The 13,236-nt window shown below is 56.7% G+C and carries 11 protein-coding genes; 5 read left to right on the top strand and 6 right to left on the bottom strand.

Annotated features, from left to right (window positions below; translation table 11 throughout):
• The 6 genes from nodU to J6524_RS09775 are packed head-to-tail and all read right to left on the bottom strand — an operon-like array spanning position 1 to position 5,365.
• Positions 1–1,710 (bottom strand): nodulation protein NodU, encoded by a 1,710-nt coding sequence (gene nodU / locus J6524_RS09750; RefSeq protein WP_225670126.1) that lies wholly within the window; start codon positions 1,708–1,710, stop codon positions 1–3.
• 22 nt (positions 1,711–1,732) lie between these two features.
• Entirely contained in the window at positions 1,733–2,344 is a 612-nt protein-coding gene (nodS, locus tag J6524_RS09755) for a nodulation methyltransferase NodS (RefSeq protein WP_225670127.1), read from the bottom strand.
• A gap of 28 nt (positions 2,345–2,372) precedes the next feature.
• A complete protein-coding gene (gene nodC, locus J6524_RS09760; RefSeq protein ID WP_225670128.1) occupies positions 2,373–3,725 on the bottom strand; it encodes a chitooligosaccharide synthase NodC in 1,353 nt (450 codons plus the stop codon).
• Between the two features lie 16 nt (positions 3,726–3,741).
• Positions 3,742–4,401 (bottom strand): chitooligosaccharide deacetylase NodB, encoded by a 660-nt coding sequence (gene nodB / locus J6524_RS09765; protein WP_225670129.1) that lies wholly within the window; start codon positions 4,399–4,401, stop codon positions 3,742–3,744.
• Positions 4,398–5,030 (bottom strand): NodA family N-acyltransferase, encoded by a 633-nt coding sequence (locus J6524_RS09770; protein WP_283843286.1) that lies wholly within the window; start codon positions 5,028–5,030, stop codon positions 4,398–4,400. Before J6524_RS09770 ends, nodB begins: the two co-directional genes overlap by 4 nt.
• Positions 5,027–5,365 carry a response regulator transcription factor gene (locus J6524_RS09775; protein WP_225670130.1) on the bottom strand — a complete coding sequence of 113 codons (339 nt, stop codon included), beginning with the start codon at positions 5,363–5,365 and terminating at the stop codon, positions 5,027–5,029. Before J6524_RS09775 ends, J6524_RS09770 begins: the two co-directional genes overlap by 4 nt.
• 490 nt (positions 5,366–5,855) lie before the next feature.
• Between J6524_RS09775 and nodD1 the strand changes: the two genes are divergently transcribed.
• The 5 genes from nodD1 to J6524_RS09800 all read left to right on the top strand — a co-directional run bounded on the left by nodD1 (position 5,856) and on the right by J6524_RS09800 (position 12,862).
• Positions 5,856–6,800: a transcriptional regulator NodD1 gene (nodD1, locus tag J6524_RS09780; RefSeq protein WP_225670131.1), complete on the top strand. Its 945-nt coding sequence runs from the start codon at positions 5,856–5,858 to the stop codon at positions 6,798–6,800.
• A gap of 781 nt (positions 6,801–7,581) precedes the next feature.
• Positions 7,582–8,535, top strand: coding sequence for a LysR family transcriptional regulator (locus tag J6524_RS09785; RefSeq protein ID WP_225670132.1), 954 nt, complete (start codon positions 7,582–7,584; stop codon positions 8,533–8,535).
• A gap of 1,071 nt (positions 8,536–9,606) precedes the next feature.
• Positions 9,607–9,816 carry a hypothetical protein gene (locus tag J6524_RS09790; RefSeq protein WP_171583114.1) on the top strand — a complete coding sequence of 70 codons (210 nt, stop codon included), beginning with the start codon at positions 9,607–9,609 and terminating at the stop codon, positions 9,814–9,816.
• Between the two features lie 144 nt (positions 9,817–9,960).
• Positions 9,961–10,668: a MerR family transcriptional regulator gene (locus J6524_RS09795; protein WP_225670133.1), complete on the top strand. Its 708-nt coding sequence runs from the start codon at positions 9,961–9,963 to the stop codon at positions 10,666–10,668.
• 1,087 nt (positions 10,669–11,755) lie between these two features.
• On the top strand, positions 11,756–12,862 hold the full coding sequence (locus J6524_RS09800; protein WP_225670134.1) for a branched-chain amino acid ABC transporter substrate-binding protein: 1,107 nt from the start codon (positions 11,756–11,758) through the stop codon (positions 12,860–12,862).
• The last annotated feature ends 374 nt before the right edge of the window (positions 12,863–13,236 follow it).

Genomic DNA, 13,236 nt, shown 5'->3' on the forward strand with positions numbered 1-13,236 from the left:
TTAGACTGACAGAAGGCGTTCGGCCGGCGATCGTTCACTTACGACCGTTTTGGTCCATAGCAGGCCGTCACACCATATGTGTTCAACGCGTCCCCACTGGCAGGCTGCTGCGGCATCCGGAAAAAACCCACGTCCATGGTGGTTGGCACTCGTATTGCAAAGCAGCGGAATGCCCGTAAGTTCTTCATATGCGACGAGGAGCTCCGCGATCTTGTGCGGAGAGGTTCTGGGAACGGTCTGCAATCGCGCAGATCCGTCCAGGTGCATAATAGCGGGGACTTTGTTCCACCATTCTGCCCGTGTCTGGTGATCGAAAAGCATGTAAGGGTCCGGCGTTCCGGGGCTGAAAATTTCCGGCGCACGATCCTCCAGGCATATCGGCGCGACTGGCCGAAAGAGTTCGCGGAGCTTGATGTCGTTGAGATGATCCTTCATTGCCGGCGAAGTCGCGGCTGCCAGAATGCTTCTGCCACCCAATGCTCGTGGTCCAAGCTCCGCGCGACCGGCGAGGAAAACCACGGGCTTGTTGCTCGCGAGGATGGTCGCAAGTTCACGCATGCTGCATGGCGCAGCGTTCCATTCCGACGACACATCGCTGCGTATCAGCGCCGGGCCACTGTAGACTGACCATTGCAGCGGCACGAAGCCGTTCTCCGCCGCCATTGCGGAGCAAGCGGCACCGATTGCCGAGCCGCTGTCATTCGGAAAGGGCGGCACCCAGACATCATCGAACAGGCCGGTCGCACGTAGTGCACTGTTCCATTTGATATTGAGACCGCAGCCACCGGCTATGCACAAATTGCGCGGACCCGGAGAACACGCATGCCGCTCCAAAGCACTGGCCATTTGGCGGATAAGAAGACGCTCGAGGAAACAATGAAACGATGCAAGTACATCTTCGGGCAGCTTATCTTTCAATCGGAGCTCGCTCGCGTCGAAGAAGTCGTGCATAGCCTCCAGTGAGGCCTCCTCGCTATTGACCTCCGCACGATGACGACGAGCATACTCCGTGTCGCCCGCAAAGCGCTCTTCGTAGAGCTCCTGAAACACCGCCACGATGTCTTCATCAACAGACCCGAGCGCGATATAGGCCATCAGCTTGCCGGCAACACCTAGGTCCCAGCTAGTACGGCTCGCCTGCCTATAAGGTCCGAAGTGATGGCCCGCGACAGCATAAGCATGGCCTATGATCGGAAACAGGCGTTCGATGAAGTGCGTACCGCGGGGTTCTACGTAGTAGAGACGTGGAAAGATGCAGCCGTCCCACACCAGGCAGAAGGCGGGTTGTCCGGCTTTGGCAAAAGGGCTCGTGCAGTATGCGGAGGCCACATGGCCTGTGACGTGCGGATAGCTTTTATAAGGAAAGACCCGGCCGTCGAGCATCAGGTTAAAGCCGTCGCGCGAAGTGAGAAGGCCGTGGGCATTCCGTTCAACATACGGCGCCCCTTTGAGAGTGATAGGCGTCACTCCGCTGAGGACTTGGAATTGCGACTCGACCCGCCCGTCCCAGCCGTCGATGACGAACTGATCAACATCCTGCGGATCCAGACCATGCTCCGCCAAAGCGACAACAACTGCGTCAAGATTCTCGATGGTTTGATACCGCGGATTGTTGCTCCGTTTCTCCTGCTCGATGCAAAAGACCAGCCGTCCGTCCTCCACCAGAGCAATCGCCCCGTCATGCGTCAGTTTGATGCCGCAGATGCGCATAGTGTATCCTCAGCAATTGGATTCAAATGGAACTTCGAATCGGATTTCGAAAGTAAACGAGCAAGCAGTCTTCATCAGCCGACTTACCCTGGCACTGAACGCGCTCGACCTCGATCAACATTTCATTCAGCATAGTGATGACCGCCTCGGCACCAGCAGCGTGCCCCCAACGCCTGCAGGCGGCATCACGCGCTGATCCAAAGAGCAGAACCCCACCTGGTGCAAGCATCTGCACCAGATTGCGGATGGCCGCGCGTATCTCAGTTAAGTCGTCGAGGTAATAGAGAACTTCCGCCACGACGATCAGATCGAACAGCTCTTGGCTCGAGAACTCTTGGATATCGGAAGTTATCCACGTAATGTGCGACCACCTCTTCGTCCGTTGGCACGCTCGACCGATCGCTCGCGGCATAACGTCAACCACCGTTAGCCGTTGACAGTGGGGTGCCAGCTTTTCTGTGAATGCGCCGGCTGCGCACCCGACCTCGAGACCATGTGTAATAACCCCTTGGGCAAGCGACAGCCGGAGCATTTGTGTGTGACGCTCCCGCTCGAACGGATTACCGTCGAGTCGCCACGGATCGTCGCTCGCCAATTCGAGATCTAACGATTGATACTTCTTGTTCCGGCTCACGACTTGTGCACCTAAGTAACGTTCAAGGTCACTTGCCGCTGCAAATACTGTTCGACGTCACGAAACTCGAAGACCGGCGCGAAAGGTCCTTGCGAACTGACCCAGCAATGACCGAACCTCCCTTAGCGTTTGGTCCAGCCATCGGGTTTGGGATGACGATCTGTCTTTCACTCTCATTTGGTAAGTTTGCAGACTTGCGTGACAGCCAATCGCTATTGCTCAATGTACACAGCGCATAGGCTTTAACGGGGAGTAACAGAAAGATGTTGATGAGTGTATGCAGAGAAAAGCCGAGAAAGCGCAGTTCGCGAGCACGAAAGGCTGCGACGCTGCAGCGAACCACGGTCATTGATGCGATAATCAGTCCTGTCCACCACGGTACTGTGGCTGTGATTGCGAGCTGCGCGAGCGCCGCTAGCGCTGAAACGGCGAGAAGTAGCGGGCCGAGATTCTGTCCGACTACATCTAGCGTGAGATAGCGATCAAGTTCGGGCAACAGGCGCAGCGCAAGGAAGGTGTCACGGAAAGTGCTGCGTGCCCAACGGAGTTGTTGGCGCAGATACGGCCCTAGCCTATCCGGAACCACTGTCGCCGCGACGGCGTCGGGAATGTACTCCGTTCGAAACCCTGCTTTCAACATGAGGATCGTGAGGTGGCGATCCTCACCGAAGTCGCTTGGCTTTCCGCGAAAAAACTGCGTCTCGTACTGATCTAACAGCAAAAGGAGCGCGGAGCGGCGATACATGGCACATGGGCCGCAGCAGCACATAACGGCGCCGAAGCGAGCCTGTGCCGCGCGCTCTTCGTTGCAAGCCAACCAGTACTCCATGTCGATGAGCCGGGTTAACCAGGTGTCGTTTCGGTTACTCGCCGTCAACTGACCCATGGCCGCCCCGATCGCTGGATCTTGCATCTTTCGTGCAAGTTGCGTGACTACATCGGCGGCGAGTATCGTGTCCGAATCGACGTTGAGCACCAAATCTCCGGACGACCTGCGTATCGCAGCGATCTGCGCCTTCCGCTTTCCGACATTCTTTTGCAAAAGAATAAAGTTGAACCTCGGGTCTTCAGCGTAGGCGTCGTGAACGGGTGCTAGGGCTTCGAGATTTCCGGAACCGTCATCAACCACATAGACCTGCAGTTTCCCGCCGTAGTCTTGGCCAGCAATGGATCTCAGACACGCCGATAGCGTGCGCGGGTCCTCGTTGAAGCAGGGGACGATGACATCCACGCTCGGCAAAGCGTCGGAGACGACCACGTCATCCGAAGCCGATGAAACGTTTGTTGGTAGAGCATAAAGCACCTGCGCGCTCTTATAGAAAGTCGAGAGCAGCGCATACAATGAAATGGCGACAGTGCTGGTCGTAGCAAGAAGAGTCATGGGTGTGTCGATTTGTTTAGTGAGGTTGAGGAAGCGAGCGGATCGAAAATCCGCGACCATGCAATGCTGGAATCAGGCGGGAAAGCGCCAAGACGGTCTGGTCGCGCACACGAGCATGAGTGGCCCGTCCCAACTCCTCGGGAGGACATCCATCGTGCAAGAGCACGATTGCACCCGGCCGGACAGAGGCCATCACAGCGTCGACAATCGCGCTAACACCGGGACGAGACCAGTCTCGCGGATCTACCGACCAGTGCAGGGCGGCCAGTCCAGCCCTCGCCGATGTAGTGAGCACCTCTTCGCTCCACATCCCATAAGGCGCACGCATGTGCCGCGGCGCGGCCTGGGGGCACGCCATTTTGATGACCCTGCTCGCCGTTAGTATTTCATATTGCACTTCGGTGAGTTCGCATCTGGACAGATCCGGATGCGTCATTGTGTGGTTTGCGACCTCGTGCCCTTCTGCGATCATTCGTCGGATCAGTTTCGGCTGGTCCGCCGCGTACGCCCCGATAACGAAGAACGTTGCGGGCGCTCGGTGTTCCGCGAGCACATCCAGGATATCCGGCGTGCAGAGTGGATCGGGACCGTCGTCAAACGTCAGATAGACGCCGCGACTTTCAGTGCGGTCAGCGTATTCGCTGCGCACCTCGCATAAGCGGTCGAGGTATGTCACAGCTCAGGCCCGTTCCGATCAATCACCGTACCAGCCGGCCACTCGCTGATCGGCCGTCCAATCGGTATAACCAGGACAAGCACGTCCTCGACGCGCGTGGGCGACAAGTTCAGATACACATCCGGAAGGGTGGACCGCACGCGGACCCCGGAGATAATGGTTGCCAGACCGCGGCGGGCCAGCAACCTTGTAAGATGTTCCTTCAGCGCATGCCGAACCGTACCGAAACAGAATGGAACGCCGAGCTTCTGCAGTACTGGATACATCACGCGCATTGAGTGAGTGATTCCGAGTCCCTCAAGATCCGGACGTACCCCGTACAATCCGAGCTCGGCCACTAGTAGATCGACCTCTCCGATCTTGATGAAGCGGCGTAGCGCGCCCAGATGAGCCGCTACGCCGCGTGCGTCGTAGCCGATTACACGGAGCTCAGGTCTCGCCCCGGCCCAACTTCGATAGTCTCCGAATGGTTTGGCATTGAATTCCCCGGTGGGACCATAGGTCTTTCGGAAGAAGTCGGAGAGTTCGATATGGTCGGCGAGGCGCAGTTCATTCTCCCAGACCACCCTCCACCGCACCGGCGAGCGCATGGACACACCTGCCGTAGAGCTGGATAAGGCAATATTCATAATTGCCTCGCATGCACTGTCTGGCGCTTGACGATGGAGTTGATGCACGCGAGCCGTTCGCTTTCGATGAATGGCTTCACCGGGGAATGGGAAAGGCTGGCTGCGGCCAGATGCTGGCATAGCTCGAGCCCGGCCACTCCGGGCCACTGAACATTCGCTATCAAGCAGGACGTGCTGCGAGAACGGCTGAATTGCGAGAACTCATCTGCGCACTGGACAGATTCGCAATTTTCGCCTGTCAAACAGAGTGCGCCTGTCAGCGCTTTACGGACCGATGCATCGCTATCCACGACGGAGATTACATCGAGCGCATGTGCCATTCGCACCAGATCCACTGGGGACTTCTCCTGCATTCTGCGCACGATTTGACTGCTATGGACACGCGATAGATTTGGCCGGGTCGCAAAGGCATTTGGCGCCTTCAATCGACAGCTCCTGACTGGTTGCGACGTTAGAGCGAACTGGCGGGCTGGATCAATTCTACGGAGGTAAACGGCCAATATAGAAACAGTTGGAGACGCTATACGAACGTTTATCGGTAGTGTGTGGCGATGCGACTTGCGGCACGCCTGTCGCGTCAAGCCACTGCGATGCAGTTTGCGCAACCCGTTGAAAACTCTGGCTCCAATGGACATGCGCTTCGATCGGCGCTCGGGGTGCAGCTGAGACTTTTTCGCGGAGCCGGGGCAAAGACCGATAAGCATTCCTGATATGCCTGAACTTTGTGTTTGTCCCGACCGACGGCTTTGCTATCCGCCATTCGGCACAATTGGTAAAATCGATTGTTTTTATTGAACTCATCCAAAGGATGGATAACTCCACGCTATGCGCTTCAAAGGACTTGATCTAAATCTTCTCGTCGCGCTCGATGCTCTGATGACCGAGCGCAATCTCACCGCGGCGGCACGCAGCATCAATCTGAGCCAGCCGGCCATGAGTGCGGCCGTCGCCCGGCTACGCGCTTATTTCCGCGATGAACTATTTACGATGAGGGGCCGGGAGCTTGTCCCAACACCACGAGCGAAGCGGCTCGCAGCACCGATTCGCGAGACTCTGGTGCACATTCAGCTCTCCATTATTTCCCGCGACACGTTCAACCCAGCCGAATCGGACCGCCGTTTCAGGATCCTGCTTTCCGATTTCATGACAGTTGTTTTCTTTCGAAGGATCGTCGACCGTGTCGCGCAGGAAGCTCCCGCCGTCCGGTTCGAATTTCTGCCCTTTATCGATGAGCCAGATGAGCTTCTGCGGCGCGGCGAGGTCGACTTTCTTGTCTTACCGGAATTGTTCATGTCGAGCGCGCATCCTAAAGCGACACTGTTCGAGGAGACACTCGTGTGCGTAGGCTGCCGCACTAACAAGCAGCTGTCACGGCAGCTTACATTCGACAAATACATATCAATGGGACACGTTGCAGCGAAGTTCGGGCAGGCGCTTAGGCCCAATATTGAGGAATGGTTCTTGCTTGAGCACGGTCTTAAAAGACGTATCGAGGTCGCTGTGCAGGGCTTTACGATGATCCCGCCGATGCTATCGGGGACTGAGCGTATAGCGACGATGCCCTCAAGGTTGGCCCAGCATTTCGCAAAGACGATGCCCCTGCGGATCGTCGAAACTCCTCTCCCACTTCCCGCATTCACCGAGGCCATCCAATGGCCTGCCCTCCACAATACTGATCCGGCAAGCATTTGGATGCGGCGGATAATGTTGCAGGAGGCGGCCCGCATGGCTTCTCCGCGTGAGACCCCCCGAAATCGCAGGCGCTGCTAGGTTTTGCTCGAGGCCTCTTAACACCTGGTCTCGGCCATCCAGATGCTTCAAGATCACCTGCTCGCTCGGGCCGCTCTCGTATGCCGCATGTCTCGGAAGCCCCCCACTGCAAGAGGCACCTACGCCACTTCTGCCTGCAGAAGAACCCCTGCAGTTCGATGTCAGCCGCGGCGCGCCCGAATTGGCGGTTAAGCAGCCGCTGATCAAGTAGCGATATAATCTTACTTCGCGCCAGCCGCCTGGCAGGTCTGCCGCAAGATGTTCTTGGAACTAGGCAAAGAGCGCAGCGGAGGGCTTTTTACGCGATTGTGGCGGGCTGCATTGGCACCTGTGCCTGCGAGGTGGTTCAGATATTCCGACAGACGCATTTGTCGAATGAAATGATGTTCAGCTACACCAATGAAATTGCTTGAATCGCACACTGCGTCAGGTTGTAGGCTCACAAACGACGAGCAAAGCTATGCCACGCGGAGCGTCGATAGCGCATCTGCGGCGCTATTGGCGTAATGGTGGGCAACGCGCCCTACTCTCAGCGGTTCATAGTGATCGATGTAGCGCTGGGAGCGATTGCTGAGCGCACCAAAGGCCCTACTTCAAGCCGCGGGCGACTTCCTCGCCCGCTCGCATCCTCCGTTGCGCAACCAACATGCTTGCGACGAGTACGAGAGCGATCGCGCGGGTAGCCCGGAAAGAGCCTAGCTCGGGGGGCGACTGGGACCTTCATCGAAGTAACCATTATTGCTCAATGTTTACAGCGCAAAGGCTTTCAGCGGGAGACGATATGCGTTTTAAGGGCCTTGATCTAAATCTTCTTGTTGCGCTCGATGCTTTGATGACCGAGCGTAACCTCACCGCGGCGGCACGCAGCATCAAGCTGAGCCAGCCGGCCATGAGCGCCGCCGTCGCCCGGCTACGCGCCTATTTCCGCGATGACCTATTTACAATGAGAGGCCGGGAACTGGTTCCCACACCGCGTGCCGAAGGGCTCGCCGCCCCTATTCGCGAGGCTCTGCTGCACATCCAGCTCTCCATTATTTCCCAGGATGTGTTCAACCCTGCCAAATCGGATCGCCGCTTCCGGATCCTTCTGTCCGATTTCATGACAATCGTATTCTTTCGAAAGGTCGTGGACCGTGTCGCACGGGAAGCTCCCGCCGTCAGCTTCGAATTGCTGCCACTCGCCGATGCGACGGACGAGCTTCTCCGGCGCGGTGAAGTCGATTTTCTTATCTTGCCGGAATTGTTCATGTCGAGCGCACACCCTAAAGCCACATTGTTCGAGGAGAGACTCGTGTGCGTCGGATGCCGCACGAACAAGCAGCTTCCAACGCCGCTTACATTCGAGAGATACATGTCCATGGGACATGTTGCGGTCAAGTTCGGGCTTACGCGAAAGCCCTCCATTGAGGAATGGTTCTTACTCAAGCACGGTCTCAACAGACGCATCGAGGTTGTCGTGCAGAGCTTTAGCATGATCCCCCCGATACTATTGGACACTGACCGCATAGGTACGATGCCCGCAAGGCTGGTTAAGCATTTCGAAAACACGATGCCCCTGCAGATCGTCGAACTTACGCGGTCACTTCCCGCGTTTACCGAGGCTGTCCAATGGCCCGCTTTTCACAATAGTGATCCGGCAAGCATCTGGATGCGGCAGATATTATTGGAAGAAGCGTCCCGCATGAGTCCTCCGTCTGAGATCACGAAAGATGCTGGCGCCTCTAAATTCACTTAAAGCGTCTTCTCACCTCCTCTTCCATCAATCGGGGTTACCCCAACTGAGCCTTATTCATCCTAAGCGCGAATTCGCAAAGCGTGCTATGTCTCTAATATCTATACGCATATCTCAGCCGTCTCGCGCGCGCTTAACATAGGCTCCTCTCGGCTTGACGCCATTCTCTGTCGAGCTCGATGGCGACAATTTGCGGCGTTGAAGATTAGTGACCCATTGCAAATGCCTATTGAACCTGCCACACCGGCAACGTTCTCAAGCCAGCGGTTGGGCTCGCTCGAGAGGATAGCGCCCCAGTCCAGCAGAGACGGAGCGCGACATGCAAATGACCTACGCGATCAACGACATTTCCTACACATGGTCGGCGGCAGTTCTGGCACGAAGTCAGCTCCGATATCTACATTCGCTGGACATTCATTCTCCAGGGGCGCCTGGTCTCTCCCTCCCCATCTCCAACAGCGCATCATTTGCAAATCGAAGCGGTTGCAGGACTGATTCTGCGACGGCAAGCACGCGCTCCTGGCGACCCAATTGCGCAACTAACTCGCAAGTGCGCTGATATCAGCAGAACTCGACATTCGCCTGCAGGGTTGCGAAGAACAGTGAGACTAGCTAATCGGCCCAGATGCGCGCAGCGCACTGGCATCGATTATTCGCAGGCATTGCCCGTCTGCGTGTCCGGCATTTGGTATACATTAAGACAGCGGGAGCCAAGCTGAGCAAGATACTTGGATTATCGTCGTTGGATCAGCATTGGCTGCCGACCGATGCTCGTATCGGCTGCGCGCTTTCTTGCAGCAATGACTTAGAATAGCGGCCCACCGAATGTAGGAATTGTCTTCTTCGCCGCGCCAATCCGGCTGCACAGGGCACTCGATGCTCGCAAACGTTCCGAGAAAAGCTAGTCGAGTCCCCCGCGCGGCCTTGAGGCGGAGCAAAGCGCGACCGTGTTGCGCAACAGCATCACTTCAACGTATACCGCATCTTCGTCGCTGTACGCCGGCGGCCTGTCTTCTTTTGGCCAAACGTCTTAGCCACGTGCGGCCGCCTTAGCGTTAATCAAGGAGCCGAATGTTGCAGCAATACAGTGGTGTCTACGATCCGGAAGACCTCTCGGTCTTGGGAAGGATTTTTGATGAAGCAGTCGCGGCTTTACCGGCCTCCATGCGAACTCCTGAAAATCGAACGGCAATCGCCACGCTTGTTCTGCAACGTGCAGCAGCCGGTGAGGCCAACTTAGCGTCCCTGATGAACTTGATGGGCGCCATTGCTTCTGCTGCTTGATCAGGCGACTCTCTGAGCGCAGCACGTTGCTGGCGACAGAAGAGCCGCTTCGCTTGCGCCTGACTCGAAGCCGGTTTCAGGTAGACCATTGAAATAGCTTGAATCTCACGCGACGTCAGGTTGTAGGCTTGAAATTAGAGAACCATGACAAAAGCTACACCACGAAGGCGTCGATGGCGCATTGGCGAGCTCGCAGAGGCTACCGGAGTAACGGTACGCACGCTGCATCACTATGAGCACACGGGCTTACTAACTGCGTCGGAACGCACCGACGGCGGTCACCGCATGTACGACCGCGAAGGCCTCAAACGGGTACATCAAATCCGAGCGCTACGTGAGCTTGGCTTCTCGCTTTACGAGATCCGTAGAGCGATTGAGGGCAGAACGTCGCTTACTGACCTATTGCGCAAGCATTTGGAGAGAATTGAACTTCAAGTCGCGCGTGCAACCCTGTTGCGAGATCGTTTGCGCAACATGACGACGGATAGTGAATTACAAGTCAGTGTAGATGAGCTACCTGCCACTTTGGATGCAATGTCGCGGGTCGAGGAAGAACGCCCTCAGCCTCTCCCATGCACATGCGTCATAGACTCAGATCGAGAGGAGCGGTGGCGGAAGATCCGCGACGAGCTGCGTGATTGTGTGGATCGGGGCGAGCATCCCTGCAGCGAACGGGCAAATGCTGTGGCGCTTAGAGCGCGCTTGCTGATCACAGAAATTGCAGGAGCTGATTCGACCGTTTCAACCATACTGAAAGTTCTTGCGCGATTGAGCGCGCCACGCAGTATGGCTGGCTGGGATCCCTGCCTGATGCAATATCTCGACCGCGCACTTGCCGCCTTGAACGGATGAACTGCGCTGAACCTGCCGCGCATAATGCGTGCGCCCCTGCTGTGTTCTCCATCTATGAGAATGAATTGAGCTTTATGGCGCCAGGGACGCGCCGGTTGTGGTTTGCCTCAGATGGTTGAGGACCCCTGTCGCTCTTCTCTAAGTTTTCCAGCGACGCTCCCTTGTCGAGACGTGACTTTGACAAATTCATCGAGACGAGCCCCCGAAGGGGCTTGAATCTTACGTGGCGTCAAATTGTAGGATCTCAATACGACCTAGCGACAACTCCGCCTAGGCGGGAGGACGCATGGACCTGCAGTACGTTCAGAGCTTCTGGGCGAGAGCTCCGGCATTCTCGACGCACTGGATGATCATCGTTGCCTTGCAAGTGCTTGATCGGCGCGAGCCGTTCCGGTCCGGGTGATCGCGGGGTGTACTGGATACCGACGCAGCGTTCGTTACGACTAGTCGGGCTTCGACTCGACATCATGTTGTTGGCTCATCGGTTGCTGCTCCAACAGTTAAGTTAAGGATTACGTATGTCTCTAGCTGCTAGGCTCACGCGTCACGAGACGGTCAGAAGGCTCGAGCACTTCCGTAAGGAGCGGATTGTCAAGACGGTCTATGCGCCGGATTCGGTGCTGCCGTCGGCATACTTGCAGCTAAAACGGGACGACCAACTAGAGATCAGGGCGGCATGTATTCACGTCGCCGTTGCCGGACAGGAACGGAAGCTCGGTCCGAGTTCGGCATGTGACGTCTCAGGCGCCGGTCCTTACAAAGTATGGAATGCAGGCGACAAACCCGCAGACTCCACATACGTGACGCCGCCGCGGGGATGGACATGCGAAACGTTTGCTGTGTTCGATCGATTGCAGCGTCAGCAGCGCGTCGGACGTGATGGAATTCCGCTTATCGCCGCCTCTTTCGAAGGCAAGCCAATGGTTGTTTCGCTCTGTCACGGCAGCTCCGGAGGGTCGGCCGGCCGCGGCCTATGCGCTGCCTTGAGGCATCCAAAGGTAGCGTTATCTCATAACCAAGCGGCGCCCGCACATGCGCAGGAACGGCGAGGCTGATAGCAAACTCAAGCGAACATCCGGAGCTCTAAGTGTCAATTTCTCGAATCACTTCAGCTGCAAGTGCAGCAATCCTCTCTTGTGCTTTGGCTTCGACCGCGCCCGCTGCCGACGTCAATATCGCCGTGGTCGGCCCGATGACCGGAAGTACTGCTGCGCTTGGCGTACAAATGCGCGATGGTGCTACTGCGGCTGTCGATGCGTTAAATGCTTCGGGCCTACTTCCCGGTATCAAGGTCATATTGAGCGTCGCCGATGACGCGTGCGATCCCAAGCAGGCCGTCGCAGTTGCCAATCGGCTGACGATGGATCAGCCCAAGTTGGTCGTTGGCCACTTTTGTTCGTCTTCCTCTATCCCCGCTTCCGACGTTTACGCCGAAGCGGAACTCATTCAGATTTCACCTGGCTCAACGAATCCTCAGCTAACAGAGCGTGGTCTCAAGACGGTGTTTCGGATCTGCGGCCGAGATGATCAACAGGGAGTCGTGGCAGCCGAATATATCCTGCGACACTATCGGCACAAAAAGATTGCCGTCCTTGACGACAAGAGCACCGCCGGCAAGGGCATTGCCGATGTCGTTGCGTCGCGCCTTCAGGAAGCTGGCGAAAAGGCCATTCGGCAAAGCTATGTGGCCGGCGAGAAGGACTACACGGCCCTGGTCTCAAGAATGAAAAGAGACGGAATCCAGATCGCCTATATCGGCGGCTATTACAACGAGATCGGCTTGATTGTGCGTCAGGCCGCAGAAGCAGGCGCAGGTCTCACTGTGATGGCGAACGATCCGTTGATGACCAGCGACTTTTCGGCGATCGCTGGCGAAGCAGCAAACGGCACACTGTTCACCTTTATGCCCGACCCCACCAAGAATGCTCAAGCGGCGGACGCCGTAGCTAGGCTCAAGTCTTCCAACATGTCAGCGGGAGGCTACACGCTCTACGCCTATGCCGCCGTTCAGGCGTGGGCGGACGCGGTCAAGCGGGCTGGGACCTTCGATGGTCCGCAAGTAGCAGCTGCGCTTCGTTCGCAGCCAATCCAAACAGTAATCGGGCCGGTCCGGTTCGACACCAAAGGAGACAATGCCGCTCCCGGCTTCGTCGTCTACCGGTGGAATAACAACGTTGTCGAAGCGATCGAGTAAAACTCATCGCTGCGAGCGCACACGAGCCTAGATATTCTAGCGAAGTAATGGAAATGATGAAACGTAATTCCGGATATGACATGCTACTCGGGTCGGTTCTCGCGCTCGCGGCACTCGCGTCGTTTCTCGCGCTCGCGGTACTGGTCGTAGCGCTATCCAATGACATCGACACACCAACGGATGAGTTTGTGCCCAACGGAACAGCTCGGCCGATGTCGCTGCGTAATCTCTGTTTAGCTCTTTGCCGAACTTCCAGTGTGCGATTTGAGGACGACTTATTGCGGACTAGTATTTGGTACCCGGACCAACGCAGAGTGATATTGCGGCCAACGCAGAAATGACAGCAATGCCACTCCGTGATCGAGGCGCCTGAT

Origin of the sequence: Bradyrhizobium hereditatis, from assembly GCF_020329435.1 — a bacterium.
Taxonomy (GTDB): domain Bacteria; phylum Pseudomonadota; class Alphaproteobacteria; order Rhizobiales; family Xanthobacteraceae; genus Bradyrhizobium; species Bradyrhizobium hereditatis.

Bases quoted from the DNA above. Each gene is read 5' to 3' on its own strand.
- J6524_RS09770 (WP_283843286.1), bottom strand. From the start codon at position 5,030: ATGAATATTGCCTTATCCAGCTCTACGGCAGGTGTGTCCATGCGCTCG.
- J6524_RS09795 (WP_225670133.1), top strand. From the start codon at position 9,961: ATGACAAAAGCTACACCACGAAGGCGTCGATGGCGCATTGGCGAGCTC.
- J6524_RS09785 (WP_225670132.1), top strand. From the start codon at position 7,582: ATGCGTTTTAAGGGCCTTGATCTAAATCTTCTTGTTGCGCTCGATGCT.
- nodC (WP_225670128.1), bottom strand. From the start codon at position 3,725: ATGACTCTTCTTGCTACGACCAGCACTGTCGCCATTTCATTGTATGCG.
- nodD1 (WP_225670131.1), top strand. From the start codon at position 5,856: ATGCGCTTCAAAGGACTTGATCTAAATCTTCTCGTCGCGCTCGATGCT.
- nodU (WP_225670126.1), bottom strand. From the start codon at position 1,710: ATGCGCATCTGCGGCATCAAACTGACGCATGACGGGGCGATTGCTCTG.